This is a genomic window from Polyangium jinanense, assembly GCF_028435365.1.
In genome coordinates this window covers 1-25248 of sequence record NZ_JAGTJJ010000054.1, presented here as the reverse complement: position 1 = coordinate 25248, position 25248 = coordinate 1, and the positions used below count along the sequence as shown (strand labels likewise).

24 protein-coding genes and 1 tRNA gene are annotated in these 25248 nt (G+C 69.4%); 10 read left to right on the top strand and 15 right to left on the bottom strand.

Annotated elements, in window-relative coordinates:
- Positions 1-67 precede the first annotated feature (67 nt).
- Positions 68-1558, top strand: coding sequence for a serine/threonine-protein kinase (locus KEG57_RS44085; RefSeq protein WP_272422995.1), 1491 nt, complete (start codon positions 68-70; stop codon positions 1556-1558).
- Between the two features lie 298 nt (positions 1559-1856).
- On the opposite strand, the gene KEG57_RS44080 is transcribed toward KEG57_RS44085, so the two are convergent.
- Positions 1857-2894, bottom strand: a complete 1038-nt coding sequence (locus KEG57_RS44080) for a peptidase associated/transthyretin-like domain-containing protein (protein ID WP_272426055.1) — start codon at positions 2892-2894, stop codon at positions 1857-1859.
- Between the two features lie 103 nt (positions 2895-2997).
- On the opposite strand from KEG57_RS44080, the gene KEG57_RS44075 reads away from it, so the two are divergent.
- The 3 genes from KEG57_RS44075 to KEG57_RS44065 all read left to right on the top strand — a co-directional run bounded on the left by KEG57_RS44075 (position 2998) and on the right by KEG57_RS44065 (position 5398).
- A complete protein-coding gene (locus KEG57_RS44075) occupies positions 2998-4449 on the top strand; it encodes an alpha,alpha-trehalose-phosphate synthase (UDP-forming) (RefSeq protein WP_272426054.1) in 1452 nt (483 codons plus the stop codon).
- 94 nt (positions 4450-4543) lie between these two features.
- Positions 4544-4993, top strand: coding sequence for a hypothetical protein (locus tag KEG57_RS44070; RefSeq protein WP_272459628.1), 450 nt, complete (start codon positions 4544-4546; stop codon positions 4991-4993).
- A 147-nt stretch (positions 4994-5140) separates the two neighbouring features.
- The gene (locus KEG57_RS44065; RefSeq protein ID WP_272426051.1) at positions 5141-5398 is read left to right on the top strand and encodes a GlsB/YeaQ/YmgE family stress response membrane protein; all 258 of its coding nucleotides are present in this window, start codon (positions 5141-5143) and stop codon (positions 5396-5398) included.
- Between the two features lie 75 nt (positions 5399-5473).
- On the opposite strand, the gene KEG57_RS44060 is transcribed toward KEG57_RS44065, so the two are convergent.
- The 3 genes from KEG57_RS44060 to KEG57_RS44050 form a co-directional block, all read right to left on the bottom strand.
- On the bottom strand, positions 5474-6922 hold the full coding sequence (locus tag KEG57_RS44060; RefSeq protein ID WP_272426049.1) for a serine/threonine protein kinase: 1449 nt from the start codon (positions 6920-6922) through the stop codon (positions 5474-5476).
- A 283-nt stretch (positions 6923-7205) separates the two neighbouring features.
- A complete protein-coding gene (locus KEG57_RS44055) occupies positions 7206-8615 on the bottom strand; it encodes an oligosaccharide flippase family protein (RefSeq protein ID WP_272426047.1) in 1410 nt (469 codons plus the stop codon).
- 208 nt (positions 8616-8823) lie between these two features.
- Positions 8824-8899, bottom strand: a tRNA-Gly gene (locus KEG57_RS44050).
- 159 nt (positions 8900-9058) lie between these two features.
- Here KEG57_RS44050 and KEG57_RS44045 point away from each other — a divergent pair.
- A complete protein-coding gene (locus tag KEG57_RS44045; protein WP_272426045.1) occupies positions 9059-10399 on the top strand; it encodes a hypothetical protein in 1341 nt (446 codons plus the stop codon).
- A gap of 353 nt (positions 10400-10752) precedes the next feature.
- On the opposite strand, the gene KEG57_RS44040 is transcribed toward KEG57_RS44045, so the two are convergent.
- Positions 10753-11229: a hypothetical protein gene (locus tag KEG57_RS44040; protein ID WP_272459627.1), complete on the bottom strand. Its 477-nt coding sequence runs from the start codon at positions 11227-11229 to the stop codon at positions 10753-10755.
- Positions 11230-11410: 181 nt separating this feature from the next.
- Here KEG57_RS44040 and KEG57_RS44035 point away from each other — a divergent pair, with 181 nt between their 5' ends.
- Positions 11411-11656 (top strand): hypothetical protein, encoded by a 246-nt coding sequence (locus tag KEG57_RS44035; RefSeq protein ID WP_272459626.1) that lies wholly within the window; start codon positions 11411-11413, stop codon positions 11654-11656.
- On the opposite strand, the gene KEG57_RS44030 is transcribed toward KEG57_RS44035, so the two are convergent.
- The 9 genes from KEG57_RS44030 to KEG57_RS43990 form a co-directional block, all read right to left on the bottom strand.
- Positions 11653-11985 carry a hypothetical protein gene (locus tag KEG57_RS44030; RefSeq protein WP_272426039.1) on the bottom strand — a complete coding sequence of 111 codons (333 nt, stop codon included), beginning with the start codon at positions 11983-11985 and terminating at the stop codon, positions 11653-11655. The two genes, KEG57_RS44035 and KEG57_RS44030, sit on opposite strands and share 4 nt — an antisense overlap.
- A gap of 68 nt (positions 11986-12053) precedes the next feature.
- Positions 12054-12674 (bottom strand): sterol desaturase family protein, encoded by a 621-nt coding sequence (locus tag KEG57_RS44025; RefSeq protein WP_272426037.1) that lies wholly within the window; start codon positions 12672-12674, stop codon positions 12054-12056.
- 254 nt (positions 12675-12928) lie between these two features.
- Entirely contained in the window at positions 12929-14071 is a 1143-nt protein-coding gene (locus tag KEG57_RS44020) for an iron-containing alcohol dehydrogenase (RefSeq protein WP_272459625.1), read from the bottom strand.
- Positions 14072-14091: 20 nt separating this feature from the next.
- Positions 14092-15453 (bottom strand): glutamine synthetase family protein, encoded by a 1362-nt coding sequence (locus tag KEG57_RS44015; protein WP_272459624.1) that lies wholly within the window; start codon positions 15451-15453, stop codon positions 14092-14094.
- 50 nt (positions 15454-15503) lie between these two features.
- A complete protein-coding gene (locus KEG57_RS44010) occupies positions 15504-16157 on the bottom strand; it encodes a GGDEF domain-containing protein (RefSeq protein ID WP_272459623.1) in 654 nt (217 codons plus the stop codon).
- Positions 16136-16465, bottom strand: coding sequence for a hypothetical protein (locus KEG57_RS44005; protein ID WP_272459622.1), 330 nt, complete (start codon positions 16463-16465; stop codon positions 16136-16138). The genes KEG57_RS44010 and KEG57_RS44005 overlap by 22 nt, the downstream gene beginning before the upstream one ends.
- Positions 16466-16519: 54 nt before the next feature.
- Positions 16520-17623 (bottom strand): alpha/beta hydrolase family protein, encoded by a 1104-nt coding sequence (locus KEG57_RS44000; RefSeq protein WP_272459621.1) that lies wholly within the window; start codon positions 17621-17623, stop codon positions 16520-16522.
- 368 nt (positions 17624-17991) lie between these two features.
- Complete coding sequence (locus tag KEG57_RS43995; RefSeq protein WP_272459620.1) at positions 17992-18528, bottom strand: hypothetical protein; 537 nt, start codon at positions 18526-18528, stop codon at positions 17992-17994.
- Positions 18529-18531: 3 nt separating this feature from the next.
- On the bottom strand, positions 18532-19818 hold the full coding sequence (locus tag KEG57_RS43990; protein ID WP_272426030.1) for an AAA family ATPase: 1287 nt from the start codon (positions 19816-19818) through the stop codon (positions 18532-18534).
- Between the two features lie 141 nt (positions 19819-19959).
- On the opposite strand from KEG57_RS43990, the gene KEG57_RS43985 reads away from it, so the two are divergent.
- From KEG57_RS43985 to KEG57_RS43975, 3 genes are all read left to right on the top strand, one after another.
- The gene (locus KEG57_RS43985; protein WP_272426029.1) at positions 19960-20184 is read left to right on the top strand and encodes a hypothetical protein; all 225 of its coding nucleotides are present in this window, start codon (positions 19960-19962) and stop codon (positions 20182-20184) included.
- A gap of 126 nt (positions 20185-20310) precedes the next feature.
- The gene (locus tag KEG57_RS43980) at positions 20311-21873 is read left to right on the top strand and encodes a serine/threonine-protein kinase (RefSeq protein WP_272426028.1); all 1563 of its coding nucleotides are present in this window, start codon (positions 20311-20313) and stop codon (positions 21871-21873) included.
- A gap of 17 nt (positions 21874-21890) precedes the next feature.
- Positions 21891-22640 carry an ABC transporter ATP-binding protein gene (locus KEG57_RS43975; RefSeq protein WP_272426027.1) on the top strand — a complete coding sequence of 250 codons (750 nt, stop codon included), beginning with the start codon at positions 21891-21893 and terminating at the stop codon, positions 22638-22640.
- Between the two features lie 309 nt (positions 22641-22949).
- Here KEG57_RS43975 and KEG57_RS43970 read toward each other — a convergent pair whose 3' ends face one another.
- Positions 22950-23843 carry a lysophospholipid acyltransferase family protein gene (locus KEG57_RS43970; RefSeq protein WP_272426026.1) on the bottom strand — a complete coding sequence of 298 codons (894 nt, stop codon included), beginning with the start codon at positions 23841-23843 and terminating at the stop codon, positions 22950-22952.
- Positions 23844-24304: 461 nt separating this feature from the next.
- Between KEG57_RS43970 and KEG57_RS43965 the strand changes: the two genes are divergently transcribed.
- The gene (locus KEG57_RS43965; protein ID WP_136934646.1) at positions 24305-24940 is read left to right on the top strand and encodes a response regulator; all 636 of its coding nucleotides are present in this window, start codon (positions 24305-24307) and stop codon (positions 24938-24940) included.
- Positions 24941-25248: the final 308 nt, after the last annotated feature.

Genomic DNA, 25248 nt, shown 5'->3' with positions numbered 1-25248 from the left:
GCGCCCGGCACCCGTGGTAAGCTCGAGACGTGTTGGATTCCTTCCGCTTCTCGCGAGCGACGATCCGATGACCCTCACCCCCGGCCAAGTCATCGACGAAAAGTACCGCATCGTCCGGCTCCTCGGCACGGGAGGGATGGGCGCGGTCTTCGAGGGCGAAAACACGCGGATCAAGCGCCGCGTCGCCATCAAGGTCCTGCACGCGAGCGTCTCCGGCTCGGGCGAGACCGTCGCGCGCTTCGAACGCGAGGCCCAGGCCGCAGGAAGGATCGGCTCGGAGCACATCTGCGAGGTGCTCGATCTCGGCGTTCTCCCCGACCAGTCGCGCTACATGGTCATGGAGTACCTCGACGGCGAGACCTTGAGCGCGCGGATCAAGCGCTCGGGGCGCCTCCCGCCGGCGCAAAGCATCCCGCTCATGTCGCAGGTCCTCGACGCGCTCGGCGCCGCGCACGCCGCGGGGATCATCCATCGCGATCTGAAGCCCGACAACATCTTCATCCTGCCAAACAAGGCGGGCCGCGCCGACTTCATCAAGATCCTCGACTTCGGCGTCTCGAAGTTCTCGCAGATCGGCGGCGAGGAGATGAACGTGACGCGGGCCGGCTCGGTCGTGGGCACGCCGTACTACATGTCCCCCGAGCAAGCGCGCGGCATGAACGTCGTCGACGCGCGCAGCGACATCTACGCGCTCGGCGTCGTGCTCTACCAGGCGACGACCGGTCAAGTCCCCTTCCGCGCCGAGACGTTCAACGAGCTGCTCTTCAAGATCGCGCTCGAGCTCCCGCCTCCGCCACAGCAGTTCGTCCCAGATCTCGATCCCGAGTTCTCCCTGATCATCCAGCGCGCGATGGCCCGCGAGCAGGTGCACCGCTTCCAGTCCTGCGCCGAGTTCAAGGAGGCGCTTCTCGCCTGGCAAGCCGCGCGTGGGGGCAATCCGAGCATCGTCCCCGGCGCGCGTCTGCCGACGCAGCCGCCCGGAGTGCTCATGGCACCGGGGCCGCTGACGGCGACGCCGCTGCCCGGCGTGATCCCGGGCGTCGGAATGGCGACGCCGCCGCCCGGCGTGCCCGGCATGGGCATGACGGGACAAACCGGCACGTCACTCGACGGATCGCAGGGCACAGCGAACGCGTGGGGCCACACCTCAGGCGCCGCCGCACCGAAGCCGTCGCGCGCGAACGCGATCGTGGGCGGGCTCGTCGGGCTCGTTCTGCTCTCAGGCCTCGGCGTCGCCGGCTACCTGATGCTCGGCAAAAAAGATCCAGCGCCGGCCGGCGGCTCAATCCCAACCACGAGCGTCGCCCCGCCCGTCCCGACGACCGCCGCCACGCCGAACACGGCGCCGACGCCGAGCGCCGCAGAAGTCGTCAATCCCCCGTCGCAGGACACGAAGCCGACCGAGCCCACCACGAGCGCAGCGCCGACCCCGACAGTCTCGACCGCGCCGCTCGGCACGGCATCGACGAAGCTCGGCGGTCCACTCCCCAAGCCCTCCGCGACGTCGACAAACAAGACGAACAAGGGCGGGACGACGGGCGGCGACTTCGGCTACTAGCCGCGTAGCGATGCGCGGAGCGGGGCGTTGCCCCGCACCCCAGCAGGGGGCTGTCCGCCCCCTGCACCCCGGACCAGGCACGGCCTGGACCGAGGGCGGAAAAACTGCGCGATGCGCAGTTTTTCCGACGGGCCCGTGGCAAGACCACGAAGCACGTCGCCGGCTTTGCCTCGGCCTGTTCGATGAACTGCGCGATGCGCAGTTCATCGACCCCGGGTCCAGCGCTTGCGCTGGTCCGGGTCCAGGGGTGGACAACCCCTGGTCGGGTCCGGGGTGAAACCCCGGCGCTACGCTGCAATTAAAACCGGCCGACGAGCCCGGCGCCGTTCGGCGCGACGTACGGCATGACCATCGCGCCTGCTGGTTTGTCCTGCTTGCTTCCGATCAGGAACAACGCGACGCCCGCGCCGGCCAGTGCTGCGCCTGCCGCGAAGCCCACGACCGCGCCCGTCCCGCGTGAGGCTGCTGCCTCGTCGAGCGCGGTGATCTGCGCTTGTTTGTCCGTGGGGCACGGCTTCGGGCAGGCGGTGAACGCGTCGTCGGCTTCCTTCGACTTGTTCACGAACATCACCGTGAGGATCGTCCCGGCGATGATCCCTGCGCCGCCGAGGCCCATGCCGGCGATGCCGATGTACTTCAGTGGGCTCTTGCCCTGCGGCTTGTCCGGGGGCGTCGGCCCGTCGGCCCCGCCGGTTTGTCCGCCCCCGTCCGGGGCTGCTGCGCCTGCCGTGGGCGCCTCCACTTCGAGCGACACTTCCTTCTTCTCGCCGTCGCCGAGCGAGACTTCCTGCGTGACGGGATTGCGCCCTGCCGCGGTTGCGGTGACCACGTGTTTGCCCGGATCGATCGGGCGGTGCACACCGATGAGCGCGGACGTGACGCCCTGCTCGTCGAGTTTGACCGTCACCTTCGAGGGATCGGCTGCGCCTGGGCCTGTCAGCACGATGCGCAGCGAGCCGATGCGTGGTTCGATCGCGGAAAGCTCGGCCTTTGCGTCTTCCTGGGCTCGCTTGAATGCGGCGGGCGCGTTTGCGGGCAGCTCCTCGCGGATGATCTTGAGGAACGACTCGCGGGCGGCAACCAGCTTGCCGAGACCGACCTGCCCGCGCCCGATCAGCAAGAGATGCGTTGGCGCGTGGATGATTGCCTCGGCGCGGCCGAGGAGATCGATCGCCTCTGCGTAGTTCTTGTTTTGGAGGGCTTCGGCGCCTTGCTGCGCCAGGGAGCGCGCGGCTGCCTTCTCCTCGGCCGTCTGCGATGACGCAGGCGTGGGCGAAAGGAGCGCGAGCGCGACGGTGGCGGCGGCGGCGAGCGGAGCGAGACGATGGAGGGCCACGGGACGGTATCTCCTCGATCTCCGAACCTACCACACGAGCAGGCGCATCGAGCAAATCCGCGAGACCGCCCGCAACGGCATTGCTTTCGCATGGGCGGAACCCATGAAAACCCGCTCCCCCCGCCTGGTCATCGTGAGCGCGCGCGCGCCGTTCGTGCGTACGGGAAGCGGCATCGTTCGCGCGCCGGGCGGCCTCATCTCCGCGCTTTTGCCGCTCATGCGCAGGTCGCGCGGCACCTGGATCGCGACGGGCGCGGACCGGGAGGCTTGCGACACGAGCGAGCTCCCTTTTCGCGTGCGTGCCCTCGCCCTCCCCTCGGAGATCCGCTCGGCCTGGTATGCGGGCGCCTCGAACGGCGCGCTCTGGCCGCTTTCGCACGGCTTCGGCGAGGTGTGTCGTTTCCGCGCCGAGCAAGCACGCGCTTACTTCGAGGTGTGCCGCGCGGCCGCGGACGCTGCCGCCGAGTACGCACTCCCGGGCGGCGTCGTCTGGGTTCACGACTACCAGCTCGCGCTCGTCCCTGCCCTGCTCCGGGCGCGCAGGCCCGACCTCACGATCGGCTTCTTCTGGCACATCCCCTGGCCCGCCAGCGACAGCTTGCGGGTCTTGCCTTGGGCCTCCGAGCTCATCGAGGGAGTGCTCGGCGCGGATCTCGTGGGCCTCCACGTCCCGCGGTACGTGCGCGCCTTCCGCGACGCGCTCGACGAGCTCGGCATCGCGTACGTGAACGACGGCGAGAGCATCGTCGTCCCGCGCGGCGCGCGCCACACGCGGATCGAGGCTTGGCCGATCGGCGTCGACGTCGACGGCTGGGCCTCGCTCGGACGCGACGAGACCGTGGCCGCGGAGGCCGCGCGCATCACCGCCGATCTCGGCGGCGGCCGCGTGCTCCTCTCGGTCGATCGCATGGACTACGCGAAGGGCATCGTCGAGCGGCTCGAGGCCTTCGAGCGGCTGCTCGAACAGAACGCTGAAGCTCGCGAGCGCGTGACGCTCGTCCAGATCGGCGTACCGAGCCGCGAGACGGTGCCGGCGTATCGTGAGCTCCGGCAGCGGATCGAGGCCACGGTCGGACGCATCCAGGGGCGCTTCGGTGGACCGCGCCGAAAGCCCGTGCACCTCTTCGCGCGGACCTTCGACTCGACCGAGCTCGCCGCGTATTACCTCGCGGCCGACGCCGCGATCGTCACGCCCAAGCGCGACGGCATGAACCTCGTCGCCTTCGAGTACGTCGCGACGCGGCCGAGGCCGAACGGCCGGCTCTTGCTGAGCACGACCGCGGGCGCGGCCGACGTGCTGACCGAGGCGCACCTCGTCAACCCCTACGACGAAGAGGGCCTCACGTCGGCGATCGAGGACGTGGCGCTCGCGCCGGAGACGGCGAGCGACATCGCGCGGATGGCCGCGCTGCAGGCCAGGGTCTCCCAACTCTCCGTCGAAACGTGGGCCTCGGGCTTCCTCGCGCGGCTGGAACAGGTCACCGAGGAGCGGGTGCCCGTGCGCGCACAAGAGACGCGCCTCGCTGCGTCCGCGCGTGTCACACGTGCGCGTTGACGAGGGCGCTCGCGCGCGTCGCGCGCAGACGGAGTTGCCGTGATCGGGACGCACGAGGACGGGTGGCACCGGACGTGCTGAACCTGCGGGCCTCATGTCCAGCACTACACGCCCATCGAACCCGGCGCCGGAGGGCAAAGCCCCCGGACGAACTGCGCCTCGAGCCCTCGTCGAGGCTCCGCCCAGCCCCACGGTGGGGCACGTGTTCCGTTGCCCCGCGTGCAGCCGCGTGTTTCTCGTCGTGGCTGCGGAGGGCGCGACGGCCGCGCCGCGATGCGCGTGCGGCGTCGAGCTCGTCGCCGGCACGTTGCCCGCGGGCGCGCACGAGATCCAGATGCGCGCGCATGCCAAGCGCCATCGCGCTTCGCGCCGCGCGCGCCCGCATGGTGAGGAGATCGATCAAGGCTACGGCTCCTCGCACGGCTACGGCCCTGGGCACGGCGGACCCACGAGCCCGGGCGACGCGCCTGCGTGCGGGGCCGAGGGCACGCCCTCTTGCGATCAGACGCCCTTGGACATCGCGGGTGATCCGGAAAAAACCTGAGATTCGCCTTGCTCCGGTGGCGTGCACGCTCTGCCCGGCACGCAGGGTGCATCGGATGAATGCGGGCGGACGTCCTCGCGGCGTAACCCCGCCTGCGCGGCACGACGAGTGCGCCGCGCGTGCCGCGCGAGAGGGAGGTAGGAGAGCATGTCGATTCTGCTCTGGATTCTGTTCGGTCTCGTCGTTGGCGTCATCGCGAAGCTCTTGACGCCGGGTCGTGAGCCCGGAGGGTTCCTCATCACGGTGCTGCTCGGCATCGGCGGCGCGCTTCTCGGCGGCTTCCTCGGACGCGTGCTCGGGATCTACCCGACGTACCAATCGACCGGTGGTTTCATCATGTCGATCATCGGCGCGATCCTGATCCTCGCGATCTACAACATCGTCACGAGTCGTCGCACCGCCTAGAGCCGCGTCCAGCATCGTACGTGGCTCGGAGGCGCGCCCCGCGGCGGGAGGAGTCCCGCGCGGGGCGCGTTTCGTTCATTCTTTGGAGCACGAACCTTTCGCGTCCGGATCGGTCTGCGACGTCGACCTCGATCCCGCAGCCGCATCGCGCGCCGGGCCGCTCCCCTCGTGCAGCGTGCTGCCACGCGAGGCCGCGGCGACGAGCACACCCACCACGAACGCGACCACGATCGGCACGACACGCGGCGATGTGAAGCGGTGCCGAAGCAGTGGCGGCGCCGCGATGATCGTTGCGGCCTCGTCGATGGGCAGAGGCACCTCGGGCCGCGTCACGTCGCCGCACGGCGCGCTCGCATCCGCGATGTTCTCCCCGCCTTCGCGCAAGAGCGCACGCGCGCGGAACCCTTCGGGCCGCGTGTCCTCCGCGGCGGGATCCTCCACCGGCGCCGACCTCGCGGGCGACGTCGACGGCCGCCACGACCTCGCCTCCGGCCACGTGTCCGGCGCGCATGCTTGCTCGCCCTCGTACACCTCGCGCGCGAGCTCCGCGAGCTCCGCGAGCGCCGCCGGCCCGCCCTCGACCGAGAGCTCGGCACCGACGGCGCGGAGCGCCTGCTCCATCGCCGCCGCGCTCTCGAACCGATCCCGCGGATCCTGCGCCAGCGCGCGCCGCACCACCGCTTCGAGCGCGGGCGGGCAGTCCGATCGCAGCGTCACGAGCGGCGGGATCTCCGCGTCGAGCGCCTGCCGGATCATCTCCACGTCCGCGCCGCGCCGGAAGAGCGGCCGCCCCGTCAGCATCTCGAAGAGCACCACGCCGAGCGCGTACACGTCTCCGCGCGCGTCGAGCGGCTGCCCGCGCAGATGTTCCGGCGCGATGTACCCCATTTTCCCCTTCACCAGCCCCGGCGCCGTGTCGCGCGGCACGTGCGCGCTCGTCGTCTTCGCCACGCCGAAATCGATCAATTTGATCTCGCCGTCGACGGACACGAGGATGTTCTGCGGGCTCACGTCGCGATGGACGAGACCGATCGGAACGCCGTCGTCGTCCTCGAGCGCATGGGCGTGCGCGAGCGCGCGCGCGGCCGCGGCGCCGACCTCGATCACCGCGCGGAACGGAAACGATCGCCCACTCGCCTGCAGCGCGCGTCCGAGCGTCGCGAGGTCAGGGCCACGCACGTGCTCGAGCACCAGGTGATCACGCCCGCGGTACGACACGAAGTCGTAGAACCGCACGATGTTCGGGTGACAGAGGCGCGCCGAGATCCACGCCTCCCACGCGAACATCTTCACCACCGACGTCGCGGCGCGGAACTCGTCGCGCAGCCGCTTCACGACCACCGTGTGCTCGATGGCGTAGCGCCCTCGACGTCGCGCGAGGAACACCTCCGCCATCCCGCCGCTCCCGAGCTGCTCGACGAGCTCGTAGCCCCCGGCGCCCATCGGCAGCCGCTCCGGCAAGCTCCCGCGCGAACCAGGCGAAGGCGCGGGGAAGGGCCACCTCGCCGAGGTCGACGTCGCCATGCGCGATCGCCTGTCCAGCGTGCGCGCTCGGCTCGGACCGCGATCGCGCCTCCGCCTTGGTCGCACCTTGAACTCACCCCCCTCCGCCACGAGACCATCATGGCGCAAGCTCCCTCGCTCGCCAGCGGCATTCGTTGGCTCGCTTGCGCGATCCACGTGCGATGGCGAAGCGGGACGGCGCGCGATGTTCGTGCTGATGCACGTGCCGTCCGCGGAGTGCATCGCGCATGCGAAGCACGCAGGTTCCACGCGAACGAACGAGGTCCGTCCGCGCCTCCGCGCCTCACGTCGCTGCGGCTTCGCGGCTCTTCTCCGGCTTGCGCCGCGCGAGCGCGCGGACCTCCGCGATCGTCACCACGCGCAGCGCGAGCAGCAGCGCCGCGTGCGTGATCGCGCCGGCGATCACCGCGGCCCAGAGCCCCACCGTCTTCAGCGCGAAGAACGCGACGAGCGTCATGAGCACCGTCGCGAGTGTGGCCCCGCCGAGCCGCCCGATCGGCGCCTCGCGCATGTACCGCAGCGCGAGGATCCCCGTCGCGACGAGCATGCCCACGGAGGCCACGAGCGCCGCGAACGCGGCCCCGAGCGCGCCGTGCTGCGGCACGAGCCACATGTCGAGCGCCACGTTCGCCGCGAGCGTCGGCGCGAGCACCGCGCCGAGCTGCCTCTCGCGCTTCGAAGCGACCAGCGGCAGCGCCGCCACCTGGAACGCGAACGTCGCCGGCACGTGCCACGCGAGCACCCGGAGCACGTGCGACGCACCTGCGAAGTCGCGTCCTTCGTACACGAGCGCGACCACGTCCGGCGCGACGATGGTCACGCCCGCCGCGAGCGGCAGCCCGAGCGCCGTCGCCACCACGAGCGCCGTCCGGAAGAGTTTTACGAAGCCGGGCTGATCGTGCGCGTAGAGCCGCATGCCTGCTGCGAACGCGGCGCCGAGCACGAGATCGGAGATCAGCTCGAGCTGCTCCACGAGCACCCACGCCGCGCTGAACACGCCGACCGCCGCCTCGCCGTCGAGCCAGCGCAGGATCACGCGATCGGCTTGCCGGATCACGCCGAGCAGCGCGCCGATGAGCCCGAGCGGGATGCTCTTCTTCGCGATGGCCACGAGCTCGCGCAGGCCCACTTCGAGCCGCGGCTGGTAGAGCCGCGTCCGCAGGAAGTGATACGTGAGCGCAAGCTCGATCGCGTTGCCGAGCGCGAGCGCGCCCGCCGCCGCGAGCACGCCGAGCCCCGACGCAACGAGCGCGACCGACAGCGCGATCACGAAGAGACGCGCGCCGAGCTCGACGTACAGGATGTACTGGAAGCGCTCGTGCGCCTCGAAGCTCAGCCACATCGTCGTGTAGAGGATCGTGGCGAGCTGGGACGCGGCTGCGATCACGACGAGCGTCGCGCCTTCGCCCGAGCGCGTCGCGACCGTGAACAACGCCGCGCAGAGCAGCGTCGTCGCGCCCATCGCGCCGCGCACGACGAGCGCCGATCCCAGGTGGCTCGGCCCGAGCTCCGGCGTCACCGCGATCTCGCGCGCGAGATAACCACGCACACCGAGGCCCGCGATCACGGCGGCCATCGAGGTGATCGCCAGCGACGCCTGCAGCTCCCCCCACGCGGCCACGCCCAGCCGACGCGCCAGGTAGCCGACGTAGATGACGCTCAGGACGGCCATGATGGCCTGCTTTGCGATCATCAAGGTGGCGTTCCACGCCACCCGTTGTCCCTGGTGCATCCTCCCGCGCCCCCGCTCCGCGACAGCGGACAGACGCTTGGATGCTCGAACCCTGCTCCGCGCGTCGGGCGCGCCCGAGCTCTTCAGGAGCACAAAAGCAGCGTGGCGGCCGTAGCCGCCACTTTCGCTGCTTGCGCAGCGTTTTCCCGGAACGCCGCGACTTCTGCTTTGGAGCGGGACACGAGGCTCGAACTCGCGACCCTCAGCTTGGGAAGCTGATGCTCTACCAACTGAGCTAGTCCCGCGAACTGCGAACGCATGTCTAGCCAATTCCGCGGAGCTTGGCAAGACCCTGTGCGCTCGTGACGTTTCCGCCCCGGCCGACGGCGGGACGTCCAAGCCCTCCTCGATCCGACGCGCCCGGATTCCCCTCGCCGTTCCGACCTGTATTACCTTCGCTCTCCGTGCTTCCCGCTCGTCCCCGTTTCCTCGCGGCAGCGCTGTTCGTCCCCGCCCTCGCCCTCGCAACCGCGAGCTGCGGCGGCCCTCAGACGAACGCCGGTGGCGCACCCGCGCAGAGTCCTGAGATCGAGTGCCCGGATCCGATCGGCACCATCCCTCGGGAGAGCTGCGCCGAGATCGCCGACGACTTCGGCTCCTTCGACGTCTCGAGCTCCCTCAAGCTCGCAGGCGCAAGCCGCGGCGCCGAACCACGCATCGAGGCAATCCGCGCCGCCGCCGATCTCGCCGCCAAGCTCAAAGAGCGCCGCGTCGCGCTCTGCGAATCGTACAACACGTGCAAAACGAAACCCGCCGAGCACGCCGCCGAGGATCAACGCCTCGCGGGCCTCATGAAGGAGCTCATCGATCTCTGGGACGCGCGCAAGTTCCTGAACGCGGATGACGTCGCTCGCTTCCGCGAAGGCGTCACGAAGATCGCCGTGAAGCTCGACGGGACGATCGCGATCCCGAGCCCCGACGGCGCCGCGCCTACCGTGGGCAAACCCGGCAAGAAGACCGTGCGTGGCGAGGCACTCGCGCGGATCGAGGGCGCGGGTCTCACCTTCGCGCCGTCCGGCGGCAACGTCACGATCACCTCGACGACCGCAGGCACGCACGACGCACTCCGCGCCGCGGCCGAGGAGCTTCGCGGCACAGGCGGTCGCATGCGCGTGCGCATCTTCGGCTCGTACACGCCGTCAGCGCCTCCGATCATCGCACCCGGCGAGGACCTCACCATCCGCTTCAAGTACCGCGCAGCGCAGGCGAGCGAGCTCCACGTCGCCATGCGTTCGCTCGAGGATCCCGACGCGGTGGAGAGCACGATCGTCTTCCGCGTCGCCGCAGGCACCGGGACAGAGAGCACGACGCTCACAGCCACGCCCGGGTCGAGCGGGTTTTACGTGGGCATCAGCGCGCGCGGCGCCGGCAACGTCGAGTTCGACGACGTGGAGCTCGTGCGTCAAAACGCCGTGATCGCCGCAGCCCGCGCCGAGTCCGCAAACGAGGCAAACCTCGCGTCGAACTGCACCCTCAGCAAGACGAAGCCACTCGCCGGCAAGGCATCCTTCCTCTGCGAGTCAGGCGACGGTGACAAACTCATCCTCGGCCAACCCAAGGGCCACCTCTACCTCGCACTCAAGACGCCCGCAGGCGAACGCGCGCGCATCCGCACCCTCTCCCTCGAAGGTGGACGCTCTCTCGATCTGAACGGGAAGGAAGACACCGAGCTCGTGATCGGTCTCGAAGGACCAGGCTCGGCCACGATCCAATCGATCGAGCTTCTGCCCGTCGGCGGCGACTAGTCGTCTCATCGTGAGGCGTTGAGCTGGGGCGTTGCCCCAGGCCCCACCAGGGGCTGTCCGCCCCTGGACCCGGACCAGCCAGGGGCTGGACCCGGGGTCGATGAACTGCGCGATGCGCAGTTCATCGAACAGGCCGAGGCAAGACCGGCAAGCGGCCCGCCAACCAAGACCGCCGCTCTGCCCTTTCAACCGGCAACGTTGTCCCTGGTCTTCCAACGGGCCCGTTGGAAGAACTGCGCATCGCGCAGTTCTTCCACCACGAGTCCAGGGCTTGCCCTGGTTCGGGTCGAGGGGCGAACAGCCCCCGCGGGGTCCGGGGCAGCGCCCCGGCGCGGCGGCCCCAAGAACAGACGCTAGCTCTCGTTCGCCGCGGGCCGCTCGCGCGACGTCATGGGCGGCAGCGTCTTCGCGCGTGCGCGCGGCTGCGAGGCGACTGGTGGCGCGTCCTTCTGGAGGAACGGGAGCACGCTCGTCGGATCTGCTTCGGGCACGATCCACGGCAGCGCGCGCAGCTCCAGGTCCTCCGCGGGCAGCCACCGCAGGCTCCGCGTGATCAGCACGACCCGCTGCCCCCGTGCGCAGAGCTCCTTTGCGAGCTTGGCTGCGCCGCGCGGCGCGGGCGGAAGATCTAGACAAACGAGGCAGAGATCGAAGGGTTTGCCCTTCGCCCACGACCGCGCTGCCTCCACGGAGTATGCCTCGACCAGCTCGACTCCCTCGATCAGCGGCTCGAGCCCCTGGACGAGCGCATCACACGTCGACAGGCGTGGATCTCGTGCCACCAGGATCCGACGGCTCCGCGCCTCGGCGTCCGTTCGTGTTTCGATCATCGTCGCTCGGAACCCCCCACGTGCCCGCATATTCCCGACCCTCCCGAGAAGCGATCGACTTCAGGGCCGAGCGTATCCCTCTTGAGCCTGATCACTCCACGCTTTATAAGCGCCGCGAGCGAAATCAGCGGCCGAGTCGAGGTCCCAGATGTCCGGGACGGCTCGCCCATGCGGGAGATCCATGAGCCAGTTCAGCGTGCAGAGCCGATGCGAGTGCCAGGCGATCCTGTCTGCGACGCTCGACGAGAAACGTCACGTCGTTGCCGGGACGGCGTCGCGCGGGCGAGCGCGGGAGGTCGCGCCGGCCCATAGCATCGGGGCCTCGGGCGAGCGCTTCGACATCGGGTGGGCCTGCCCCTTCTGCGGCCGCAACACCCTGCGCACCTTCCACGTCGGCGCCCTGCGCCCCATCCGCGTTGCGTCCTAACAGGACCGCAGCTCTGCCTCGAGCAGCCGCGCCGTCACCTCTGCGCGCGGCCCTTCGCCGGCCCTCTGCCTCAGCCAGCGCGCGTGTGCCAGCGCCACCGCTGCCTCGTCGTGGCGTCCTACCTCCGATAGCAGCGCTCCGAGCAGCGTGAACGTCCGCGCGCGCCACTCGTCCTGCGAGCACGCTTGCCGGAGCAGCACGATCGCGCCCCGCGTATCGCCGCGCCGACGTAGCTTCCGCGCCCGGTAGATGAGCCCCTCGATTGGATCGAGCTCTCCTTCCGGCCGATGAACCGTCCGTTCTTCACGCACGCCCAGATTGGCGCGCACACTTCGCCCACCTCTCCGGCTCATGACGGGCCTTCCAGCAGGGCCCGTTCCAGCCGGCGGCGCGACGATCAGTTCATCGTCCGGAACACGTAGTCCCAGAGCGGCGAGGACACGCCCCAGCGCGCGGGGGTGCCGGTGTGGTGGTGGATCATGTGGTGGCGCTTGATCCACTTGCCCCAGCGCGAGCTCATCCGGAAGTGGTGGATCGCGTAGTGCGTCCCGTCGTACGCGAGGTAGCCGAGCCCGAAGCCTGCGAAGAGCGGATCCACGAGCACCGGGCCGACGATCGCGCGGAACAGCAGGTAGAACACCACGCCGAGCGGGATGCTCGCCCCGAGCGGAAACACGAGGCGATCGGCGTCCTGGGGGAAGTCGTGGTGGACGCCGTGCAGGACGAAATGCACCCGGCGCTGCCAGAGCCGCGGCCCCACGTAGTGGAAGACCCAGCGGTGCAGCACGTACTCGGCGAGCGTCCACAGGAACAGACCGAGGAAGCCGAGCCCCAAACCGGTGCCGAGCCCGACGCCGTTCTCGTAAGCACGGAACGCGAGGTAGCCGTAGATCGGGACCCAGAACACGAACGGCGTCGCGGGGTGGATGCGGGAAAACCGCTCGATGAGCGGGGTTTCGAACATCCGGCAGGTGGCAGGCTTCGACGATCCGACGCGATCCGGGGCCGTGGCTACCATCGACCCGACTCCTAACGCATTCCGGAAAGAATCGCCAGAGTACGCAAGGCGCGCAAACCCTGGCGAATGGAGAGGCAGGACACCTCCACCTGGGCGCCGTGACAGCGCACGGCGAGGTTCGAGCCGCGCGGACGTCACGTCGGCGATTCAAGGAACGATTTCAGGAGCTTGTGCTGCGGAGTCGAGGTGGGACGCGAGGAACGCGGCAAGCGGAACATCCCTCGCGTCCTGCCTGAGGGGCACGGGGCAAAGGCTCAGAAACACGCCTCGTAGAGCGCGCGGAGGTCGTCCCGGGTGCAGGGCCGCGGGTTCGACTGATGGCAGGCGTCCTGGAAGGCGAGGTCGGCGAGTCGATCGAGGTTCCCGCGCGGCACGCCCGCCTGCGTGAGCGTCCCCGGAAGCCCGATCCGCTCGCGCAGCCGGCGCACGGCCTCGACGCAGCCGGCCGGGCTCGCCTCGCCGCCGAGCAGGGCCGAGACCTCCGCAAGGCGCGCCCCCGCGACCTCGGCGTTGAACGCACACACCGCCGGCAGGCAGAGCGCGTTCGCCAGGCCGTGGTGCGTCCCGTGTTCGCTCGACAGCGGATGCGCGAGCGAGTGGCACGCGCCGAGCCCCTTCTGGAACGCGACCGCGCCCATCATCGCCGCCTTCATCATCCCGCCGCGCGCCTCGAGGTCGACGCCGTGTTTCACGGCCCGCTCGAGGTAGCGCCCGACGTGCCGGATCCCTTCGAGCGCGATGCCGTCCGCCATCGGGTGATCACCCTTCGCCACGTACGCTTCGAGGCAGTGCGTGAGCGCGTCCATGCCCGTCGCCGCCGTGAGGAACGCCGGCATCGAGCGCGTGAGCTCGGGATCGAGGATCGCCGCGTTCGCGAGCAGGTGCGGCGAGAAGATGACGGTCTTCCGATGATTCACGTCGAGCGTCACCACGCCAGATCGCCCGACCTCGCTGCCCGTGCCCGCCGTGGTCGGCAGCGCGAGCATGGGCGGCACGTTCGCCGTGATGTACCGATCGCCGCCGATCGCGTCGTCGTACTCGGCGAGCGGCCGGTGGTGGTGGATGCCGAGGCGCACGAGCTTGCCCACGTCGAGTGGCGAGCCACCGCCGATCGCGATCACGAGGTCCGCGCCCGACTCCTGGAACGCGCGCACGCCGTCGTGCACGTTCGCCTCGATGGGGTTGCCGAGCACGCCATCGAAGATCGTCCACGTGATCCCCGCCTCGCGCAGCGACGCTTCGATCGGCGCGAAGAGCCCCGCCCCCATGACGCCTTTGTCCGTCACGACGAGCGCGTGCTTGCTGCCGAGCCGTGCGGCCTCGGCGCCCGTCTGCTTCGCGGCCCCTGCCCCGAACACGATGCGCGTCGGGAAGCTCCAGATCGACAGATGTCCCATGCGTGTCCCCCTCCACCGTCTCAGATCGCCTCGAAATACCGCGCGAGCTCCCAGTCCGTGACCGCGCGCTCGTACTGGCGCACCTCCCACTGCCGGGTGCGCACGTAGTGATCGACGAACCCCTCGCCGAGGATCTTCCGCATGCGCTGGCTCTCCGCGAGCAGCGCCGTCGCCTCGGTCAGCGTGCGTGGCAGACGCTCGCGCCCCTCGCCGCCTTCGCCCGCGTCGCCCGTGATCGGCGCGCCTGGATCGATCGCGTTCTCGATGCCGTAGATCCCGGCGCCGAGCGTCGCGGCCATCGCGATGTACGGGTTGATGTCGGCCGCCCCTTGCCGCACCTCGACCCGCGCGGACTTCGTCCCCGCGCCCACGATCCGTAGCGCTGCCGTGCGGTTCTCGAAGCCCCACGTCGCCGTGAGCGGCGCCCACACGCCGGGCACGTACCGCTTGTACGAGTTCACTGTCGGCGACACGAGCGCCGTCATCTCGCGCATGCACGCGAGCTGCCCGCCGATGTAGTGGCGCATCTGCCGCGAGATCCCGCCCTCCGACGGCGGCCCCTGGAACACGTTCTCCCCGTCCTTCCAGAGGCTCTGGTGCAGGTGCCCGGACGAGCCCGGCAGCTTCGCGTTCCACTTCGCCATGAACGTCACGCTGAGCCCGTGCTCGTAGGCGAGCTGCTTCATCGCGGCCTTGAAGAGCGCCGCCTTGTCCGCCGCGCGCAGGGCGTCGTCGTACCGGATCGCGGCCTCGTACACGCCCGGCCCCGTCTCCGTGTGCAGCCCTTCGAGCTCGATGTCGAAGGCGCGCATGCCGTCGAAGATCGCGGCCATCAGATCCTTGTGCTGGCCCTCGCGCACCCACGAGTAGCCGAACATCCCCGGCGAGAGCGACTCGAGCTTCTGGAACCGTTTTTCGTGAAGCGACGCCGGCGTTTCTTTGAACAGAAAGAATTCGTACTCGGCCGAGAGCTTCGGGTAATACCCGAGCGACTCCGCGTGCGCGATGACGCGCTTCAGCGCCGAGCGTGGACACGCCGGATGCGCGCCGCCCTCCGCGTCACGGAAGTCCGCGAGCATCGCGACCGTGCCGGGCTCCCACGGCACGAGCCGCCTCGTCGAGGGATCCAGCACGGCGTGCGCGTCGGGATACCCCGTGTGCCAGCCGGTCACGCGCGCGTTGTCGTAGAGGACGTCGCCGATGTCCCAGCCGAAGATGACGTCGCAAAACCCGAAGCCGCCGGAGAGCGCCGAGCGCAGCTTCTCCATCGACACGTACTTGCCTCGAAGCACGCCATCGACGTCGAACCCGCCGATCTTCGCCCGCCGAACACCTCGCCCTTCGAGCTCTCCCAAGAGCTCGTCATACGATGCCCCACCCATGCCGCAGTTCGTACCACGAGTTCGCGGCACAGGCGCGCGGCGCTACGGGCTCATTCGATGCGCTCGGGAGGTTCGTCCGCGGCGTGCTCGAGGTCGCTCTTGATGTTCGTCCCGCCGAGATCGACGAGGATCGCGCCGGGCTCTCGACGCTTGGCTGCGTCGAGGGCGGCCGCGGCGCGGCCGAGCACGTCCGCAGCGCTGTCGCTCGAAGGCGGCCTCCAGACGGCCACGCCCACGCGCAACGTGATCACGTACCCCGCGTCTTTCGCCGCGGACACCATGTGCGTCGCCGCGCGCGCGAGCACGCTCTTCACGGCGGCATGGTCGACGCACGGCAAGAGCAACACGAAGTCGTCGTTCCCCCACCGCGCGACCACGTCGTACTGACGCCGCGACGAGCGGAGCGCCTCGCCGAGCAGCCGCAGGAGCGCGTCGCCCTTCTCCCTGCCCAGCGCTTCGTTCACTGCGCCCATGCCGTCGACGTCGACGCGCGCCACGGCGTACGAGTCCCACACGCGTTGCGCGCGCCGATGCTCGCGCTCGCACTCCTCCTCGAAGCGACGCCGGTTCGAGAGCCCCGTCAGCGTGTCGACCAGCGACACCTCGTCGAGCTTGCGCGCCATCGCCGCGGACGCGCTCTGATCACGCACCACGTCGATCCGCCCCACCACCACGCCGTCCTTCACGACGGCGCGCTCGTCCACACGAACGATCGCGGCGGCGGCCCCGTGATCTCCAGCGGGTCGATCTCCACGCGCTCGGGCGAGAGCGCACAGGCTTCGAGCGCCGCGAGCGGACCGGCAAGCTCGGGCGCGGCGTGCGTGATCCGCGCGAGCAGATGCGCGCGACCTTCTCCCACGCACGATCCTGGATCGAGCCCGAGCAGCGCGGCCGCGCGGCGTCCCGCGGCGCGGCACACGAGGGCTTCATCGAAGACGAGCACGGCCTCGTCGAGGACGTCGAGCAGCGTTTCGAGCGCGAGGTCGGAAGGGTGGGTCGGTCGTGACGACATCGCGTTCGAAGGGTACCACCCGGGGCTCGCTCCGGACCACTTCGAGGCGCTGGATCAGGGCGCGACGGAGAGCGTGTGTCGCGACAGGAACCGGAGCAGGTCCTCTTCACGCCCCTTGGGCCAGCGCCCGTGCAGCGCCGTGCCGACGATCTTCGTGCACTTCTTGTCGATCGCGCACGACGGCTCCTCGCCGTTCGCCGCGCCGAGCCGCATCCCCGTGGTCTCGGCCGCGATCGCGTCGCGCGCCCGCAGCCATCGTTCGACGGACGCGCAAGGCGCGATCTGATCACACGCGCGGTACATCACGAACGCCGGCGGCGGCGGACCCGGGCACGACCACGCGGCGCGCGGTGCGTCACTGCCGTACGTGGCGAACGCGGCGATGCGATCGGCGCGCATCATCGCGTACGTCGCGGCCATGTGCCCGCCGTGCCCGGCGCCGACGGCGTAGATCCTGCGACGGTCGACGTGTCCACGTGTCGTGAGCACCGACACGAAGTGATCCGCGGTGGCGACGTCGACGTTGTCCTCGCCGGTGTAGTCGATGTCGAACATCGCGCCTTCGCGGTTGCCGTGCAGCGCGCGGCCTTGCGGGGCGACCACGATGAACCCTGCGTGCGCCGGGTCGCCGGTCAGATCGAAGCGTGCGGCGAGCTTGCGGAGCGAGGTCTCCTTGTCGACGCTGCGCGGGTTGTCGCCGGCGTCGTGGAAGAAGACGAGGAGCGGCACGGGCGCACGCGTCTCGATGCCCTTGGGCGTGATGACGCACGCGTAACGCGGCGCGCCTGCGGCGTCCTTCCACTCGAGGACCTCGGCGCCGGGACAAGGCGGCCTTCCGATCGTGCGCTTGATGTCGCGATCGGGCAGTCCGTCGACCGCGACGCAGCTCCCTTCGGTGGGCGGGCGCGTCACGGGCTTGGCCGCGGCCGACGCCGTCATCACGGGAACCGGCGCGGCCCCGCCATCCTTGCGGCCTGCGTTCTTGGCGCCCGCGTCGGTCGCGGCGGCGTCGGCGGCTGCCGCGTCGCGATCGAAGACGCCGTGCAGATCGCCGCCGTCGACATCGGAGGAAGGCAAGGAGCACCCCGCGCCGAAGAGCGTTGGGATGGCGAGCGGCGCGGCGAGAGCGAGCGCGCAGGCGAAAATCCGGAGCCGCACGGGCGACACTCTAGCCAAGAAGAGCGCTTCGCGAAGCGTCAACGCACCGCGACACGGAGCAACGGGCGTTGCGCGGAAGGGAAACGTGCCGGGATTTGGCTCCGGGGGCGTTGAGAGAAAGGGAAACGTGCCCGGAGCCGTGAGCGAGGTGCGTTGAGAGAAAGGGGAATGCTCCCCGCTTCGGATCCGGGAGCGTCGAGAGAAAGAGGAACGCTCGCGGATGCGGATCCGGAAGCGTTCAGAGAAAGGGGGAACGCTCGCGGATGCGGATCTGGGAGCGTTGAGAGAAAGGGGAACGCTCGCGGATGCGGATCCGGGGGTCGTTGAGACAAAGGGGAATGCCCGTTGCGACGAAGCGGGGTGCGTTTCTACGTCGGGGAGGCTGGTCTGGCGGGGGGCAGGGCTTCGAGCCACGTCATGGCCTCGTTCCAGGAGAGGACCTGCTTGGCTTCCCGAAGCGCGCGCCACTCTTCGCCGTCGTCATGGGTGACGATCCGCGCGGAGGGATCGCTCGCGACGAGCAGGGAGATGAGCCAGTCGGTGGTCATGGGCATGTCGCCCGGAAGAACTGCGAATCCTCCCCGGAGCACACCGCCGAGCGTCCTCTGCTTCGCCCCTTCCCACGCTTCGATCGTCCGGTACCGCTCGTAAAGCGCGTCAGCCCAGGTGGCGGCGAGGGGCTGATCGAGCACGAACGGTGGTACGCGGATCTCTTCTTGCGCGAGGAACCCATCGAAGGCGGCTGCCTTGAACTGTGCACCCTTCTCCACGCGCATCTGCCGGCGTCGTTCGAGGTAGACCTGCGGGTGGATGACGAGCGTGATGCCCTTCCCGCGGGCGAGACGGGCGATCTCCCTCAGATCAACGACGCTGCGCGCGCAGTTCGTATCGATCCAGAGCTGCATCGGCTACTTCGTCTCGTCCGTGCCGGGGAACCCGAACATTTGGTCGAGCTCTGGAGCGGTCCACGCTTCCCAACGCCCCTTCTCCTCGGAGCGCAGAAACCAGAGGTGACCACCGGCCTGGAGCCCGAGGTTGTCGAGCATGAGTTTCGGTAGCTTCGTGTAGCCCTCCGGCGTGACCCACTGATCCTCGGCGCCACGCGCACGTGCACGCTCGCGGAGGTCGGCGCCGACGAGGTCGGATGGCTGCCGCACGACGGAGGTGACGCCTTCCGGCGATCGGCTGAAGCGAACGACCTCGGGGCCATCGAAGATCGGAACGTGGCTCTCCAGGATGATCTGGTCGACGAGCCCGCTCCGTACCTGCTCGCGCAGCAAGTCGCGGAGGAGCTCTTGGTAGCTCGGATCCAGGCTGATCTCCGGCTCCTCGATGGCCACGATGGCCGCACGCGAGGTGAGCACGGCGGCACAGAGGGCCACGACCTGCTGCTCGCCCGAGCTCAGCTCGGAGACGCGGAGGATCTGCTTGCCGCGGATCTCGAAGCGGAGATCGGCGCTTCCGTCGGGGAGGCGCAGGATGTTGACCTCGCGGCCCTTCAGCGTCTCGAAGCGTGACAGGAGCTGCGTGAAGGCGCGCCAGCGCTCGGTGTCGAGCGGGTCGAGGGAGGTCGCGAGATCGAGCAAGCGCGTGGCTAGGTCGGTAGACAGAGGGCTGTCAGGGGCGTTCGTCCTCGGTGGCCTGTTTTGCTGCTCGAAACCGCTGTAGAAGCGTGCCTCGCGGCGACGCGCATCGAGACGAAAGAAGGGTTGGCTGCCGGTCCCGAGAGGGGATTCCAGTTGTGTGCGGACCGTAGAAAGGCTCTCAACCTCGAACCTGACGCCGGCCAGGATGAGTTGGAACTCGTTCCCAGCCTGGATTAGCTCGACTGTGATCGGCCGGTCCCTGTGGCTGAAGTGCACTTCGATCCGCATGGGCGCGCGGATGCCGGGGGGCCAATCCCGAGGAGAGACGAACAACAGCGATGTCGCTTCCGCGCTGTTCCAGCCGCGCGTGATCGTGCTGGACTTCTCGTTGGCGCGACTGCGCAGCCAGAAGATCGCCGCCCGAAAGAACAACTCCAGCGCCGCCAGCGCGTTCGATTTCCCGCTCCCGTTCCCCCCGTGGAACACCGCGACCTCGTCCGCCGCGCCTCCCGCGGGCGCGAGCGGGATCTCGGTCGGGCCGTGGAACGTGCGGAAGTTCTGGACGACCAGCCGGGAGATGCGGAGCGACGGCGTGGCGCGGGGATTCACGCGCGAAGCAGAGCAACGGCCGGATACCGGGTCAAGACGGTACCCCCCGCCGTTTCCACCTCCGTCCGCGCCCTCGTGCCTGAAATCGCCCACCCCCCTCCTTGAAAGACCAGGCTGACTGGCTAGGTTCCCCCGACCCTCATGGACCTCTTCGACGGCATCCTCGGCGCCCTTCTCCTTGCTCTTGCTGCTTTCCAGACCTGGCTCACGGTTCGCGTCTGGAAGAGCCGCCTCTTCGAGCGCAAGCAGAAGATCCTTCAGTCCCAGCTCATCTGGCTCCTGCCCATCCTCGGCGCCGGGCTTGTCTTCACGATCCTCATCGAGGAAGAGCGCTCCAACAAGACGCCTCCCTCTCAGCTCTCCTGAGCTGGCTGGAAAGTTCCGCGACCACCCTCCTTCGCGCGGCGTGATTCTCCGTCGGATCCGCCCAACGTCCCCACCACCTCCGGCTCATGTTGAGTGCCGCTGGCCTTCGGCGCTAAGGTGGCGCCGATGTCCATCACGCCCGGTACACTCCGAGCCGAGATGGAGGCGCGTCGAGCCTCCGGACGGACCTTCGATCTGAAAGAGTCGCTCTCCGTCCTCGTGCCGCTCTGCACCGAGATCGGGGAGCTGCATCGCGAGGGCAAAGCGCTCTTCGTCCACCCCTCCGCCATCCTCTACACGGGCTCCGCCGTCAGCCTGCTCGAGGACAAGGCCGAGGCGCTCCCCACGCTGCCGGCCGATCGCGCCTGCATCGCGCCCGAGTCTCGCAAGGGCACGCCCGGGGACGCGCGCGCGACCGTCTTCAGCATCGGAGCCATCCTCTACGAGATGCTCACCGGCGGCAGCGTTGGTCCGGGCATGAAGCGGCCCACGGACGTCGTGCCCGACCTGCCCGCCGCGTTCGAGATGATCCTCGGCAAGGCCCTCGTCGCCGACGCGAAGCATCGCCCCGCCGATCTCGGCGCGCTCGCGCAGGCCCTCCACAACGTCGCGCCCGGCGCCTCCGTCGCGCCGCCGCCCACGGACGCGGGCCTCGATGACGGCGTCGAAGTCGACGTCGCCATGTCCCTCATCCCCCCGGCCACCGCGACCGGCGGCGTCGCCATTCCCGCCGCGCCGCGGGCTCCGAACATCCCCGGCGCCGGCGCTCCCGTTGCTGCCGCCGCGCCCGTGCACGATGGCCCCTTCCCCATCGCCGTCGTCCAGGCGCCCCAGGTCCGCAACGCCAACGATCCCACCCAGCGCCTCGCCGATCTCAAGGCCGCGCTCGAGTCCGATCCTCGCCCTCGTTACGTGGTCATCAAGGACGGCATGGACCACGGCCCGTTCTCCGCGGTCGAGGTCTTGCAGCAGATCGCCACGGGCAACTTCACCGGCGACAACCCCTTGCGTGACTCCATCCTCAACGAGGAGAAGTTCATCAAGGACTGGGAGCAGTTCGCTCCGTACGCCGAGCAGGCGAAGCTGAATCGCGACATCAAGCAGGAGAAGAAGAACCTCGAGGCCGTCGTCGTCGCCGAGCGCAAGGGCACGCAGTACAAGGCGCTCGTTGGCCTCGCCGTGGTCGGCGTGCTCGGCGCGGGGTTCGCCGGCTGGCTGCTTTCGCAGCGCGGGTCGAAGAAGGACGACAAAGAGGTCCAGGGCGACACGGTCGTCGCGGTCGAGATCGACGCCGGGCTCGGCAAGGGCAAGTCGGGTCCCGCGGGCGGCGGTGCGATTGGCGGCGGTGGTGGCGGCAAGTACCCGGTGCTCGGCGGCGGCATGAGCTGCGAGGGCGCGCGCGCCAAGTACATCGAGGACTACAGCAAGGATGCGCCGCCCGATCTCAGCGCGGGCTCGTTCGGCAACGTGCTGAACCGCGGCAATTACCTCAACTCGTGCAGCGTGCCCCCCTCGACCGAGGTGAGCATCTGCGCGGCGATCCAGAATGGCCGCGCGGTCGGCGTGACCGTCTCGACGAAGCCTTCGAACCCGGGCATCAACTCCTGCGTTGCTGGCCAGGTGCGCGCGCTCTCGTTCCCGGCGCATCCTCGTCTCGACGTCACCACCACGACGTTCGCCGCGAACTAGCTCTCTGCGGCCGTCCCATGACCGAGCCGCTCATCCGCATCGAGGACATCACGAAGAGCTTCGGCGCGCGGACCGTGCTGCGCGGGGTGAACCTCTCCATCCCGCGCGGCTGCTTGTACGGCCTCATCGGTCCTGGTGCGTCGGGCAAGAGTGTCTTGCTCAAGCTCATCACGGGCCTCTATCGGCCCGACGCGGGGCGCATCCTCGTCGAGGGGCAGGACGTGCACAAGATGAGCGAGCTGGAGCTCCAGAAGTTCCGGCTGCGCTTTGGCATGTTGTTCCAGAACAACGCGCTGTTCGACTACATGACCGTGGGCGAGAACATCGCGTTTCCGCTGCGCCGGCTCTTCGATTTGCGCGAGGACGAGATCGCCGAGCGGGTGGCGGATCGGCTCCGCGTGGTGTCGTTGCCTGGGTTCGAGGATCGTTTGCCGGCGGGGCTGTCGGGCGGGCAGAAGAAGCGCGTGGGTGTGGCGCGGGCGACGATCACGAAGGCGGAGATCGTGCTCTACGACGAGCCTGCGGCGGGGCTCGATCCCGTGACGTCGCAGCGCATCTTCGAGATGCTCCGCGACGAGCAGCGCGCTGCGGGGGCGACGGTGGTGATGGTGTCGAGTGATCTCGATCGGCTGCTCACCGTGACCGATCGTGTCGGCATGCTCTACCGCGGCCGACTCGTGTTCGACGGCACGACCGAAGAAGCGAAAACGAGCAACGACCCCTACGTCCGCCAGTTCGTTCACGGACTCACGGAAGGCCCGCTGTGAAGCTGGGATGCGCGGGGCGTGGCCCCGCACCCCAGCAGGGGGCTGTCCGCCCCCTGCACCCCGGACCAGGCACGGCCTGGACCGAGGGCGGAGAAACCGCGCGATGCGCGGTTTCTCCGACGGGCCCGCGGCAAGACCAGCCACCGGCTTGCCAGCTGAGACAGCAGCGCTGCCCCGCCCGCTGGAGACGTCATCGCTGTCGACAGCGCGCATCGCGCGCTGTCGCCCCGCGTCCAGGGCTTGCCCTGGTCCGGGTCCAGGGGCGGATAGCCCCTGGTCGGGCCCGGGGTGAAACCCCGGCGCTACGCTTCACACGAAGTGAAACCACTGCGTGGGGTTGTCTCGCAGGAACGCGCCAAGGTCGTCCATCAAGCGCTGCGCGGCCTTGTCGAGGTCGCTCGCGGCTGGGCGGCGTGGGACGTGGATCGGCGGGAGCACGTGGGCTTCGTAGTGCATGAAGCCGAGCCTTCGCGTGAAGACGGGCATGATGGGCGCTCCGCTCAGCGCGGCGATCATCAGCGGGCCTTCGGGCACCTGGAAGGGCTCGCCGCAGAGCTCGACCGTGCGCGCGCGCATTCCGGGGGGCACGCGGTCGATCTGCATCGCTACGACGTCGTCTTGCTGCAGGTGCCTGAGGAGCGGCAGCGCGTCGAGCGCCGTCTCGCCGATGTGGACGACCTTGACGCCTGAGCGCTCGCGCAGCTCGTCTTGCATTGCGCGGGCTCGCTCGTCGCGCTCGCGGGCCATCACCACGACCACGTTCTTTGCGTGCACGCGGCTCAGCATGGGGCCTGCCACTTCCCAGCCGCCGAGGTGTGCGGTGGCGATGACGATCCCCTTCCCCTCGGCGGCGCATGCCTCGTAGTTGGCGGCGCCGATCGCGTTCGAGAGCAGCCCGAGCTCCCGACCACGCGGCGACCCGAGCAGCATCGCTTCGGTCATGCAGCTTGCGTAGTTCGTGAAGACGGCTGCGACGTTGGCGAGCTCTTCGAGCGGGGGGCGCGGGCCGAGCACGCGGCGCAGGTTTCGGCGCACGCAGGCGCGTTTTTCGTGCAGGCCTGCGGCGAAGGCGGGGCCGAAGAGCAGCGGGCCGTAGCGGAGCAACGCTTCGGGGCCGTGCGTCACGGCCTGGACCATCAGCCGACGGAGGAACGCGGAGTCGGAGCGGAGCCCCTCCGCGATGTGCCGGATGCCGCTCTGCATGGGGAGTTCGCCCTGCATTAGCAGTTTGCCGGGAGATGTGAGAGGGAGTTCCACAGGCGTCGTCGGCCCCAGAACCTTACCCCCCGACCCCCTCTCCGCGCGGCGGAGAGGGGGCGACTGGCGCTGGAGCGAGCCGGAAACTCCCTCCCTCTCCACGGTGTGGAGAGGGAGGGTTGGGGTGGGTGAGGTCCGGAAGTCGAACACCCTCTCAGACGGAGGCTGGCGCGGCAGCCGGAGCGGAACGCCCCGGGGGGGCGGCGCATGTGTACAGGTGAAACCGGCGCAGGTGTGCAGGTGAAACCGGCGCATGTGTACAGGAAAAGGGTTTGCCCGGTGGTTCGTCCGGGCGTTCCGTCACGCTCGGATAGGGGTTTTTCCCTCCTGACGGGGCAAACCCGACCCTAAAAGCGGGTTCATTTCGAGGGGGATCTTACGCTAATGGTGGGGCGAGGGGGAAAACCATGAAACTCTTGCTGGTCGATGATCAGAATGTCGTACGGGAATCGCTGGCCAAGGCCCTGCGGGACGAGCCCGATGTCACGCTCGTCGTGGAGGCAGAGAGCGCGCGTGACGCGCTCTCGCAGAAGAACCGGCAGCCCTTCGACGTCGTCGTGATCGAGCTGTCGCTCGCGGACCGTTGCGGGACCGAGCTGATCCGGCAGCTCAAGTCGTTCGGCGAGACGCGCGTGCTCGTGCTCTCCACCTTCCGAGACGAGTTCCGCGTAGGCGAGGCGATGCGCGCCGGCGCCGACGGTTATCTGTCGAAGCGCTGCCGCATGAAGGAGCTCATCGACGCAATACGGACCGTGGCCAAAGGCCGGACCGCCGTCTCACCCGACGTGAGCGCAGCCATGGTACGCGCCCTCCAGCGGCGCGACGCCGCCCGCGGAGACGTGCTCGCATCCCTCAGCGAGCGCGAGCGTCAGGTGTTACGCCTGCTCGCGATGGGCAGCAGCGCAAAGGAGGTCGCCGCCCACCTCGCCATCAGCGTAAAAACAGTCGAGACACACCGCGCACGCCTTTGCGCCAAGGTCGCAACCCACAGCGTCGCCGACCTGACCCGCCTCGCCGTACGAGCCGGCCTCATCGATATTTGAGACGGCGCGCGGAGCGGGGCGTTGCCCCGCACCCCAGCAGGGGGCTGTCCGCCCCCTGCACCCCGGACCAGGCACGGCCTGGACCGAAGGCGGAGAAACCGCGCGATGCGCGGTTTCTCCGACGGGCAGGTGGCAAGACCACCGACCACGTTGCCAGCCGAGGCGGCAGCACCGTCCTCCGAAGCAGACACGTCAGCGCTGCGGTTTTGACTGGCAAGCCCGTCGCCGGTCTTGACCTGGCCTGTTCGATGAACTGCGCGTTGCGCAGTTCATCGACCCCGGGTCCAGCGCTTGCGCTGGTCCGGGTC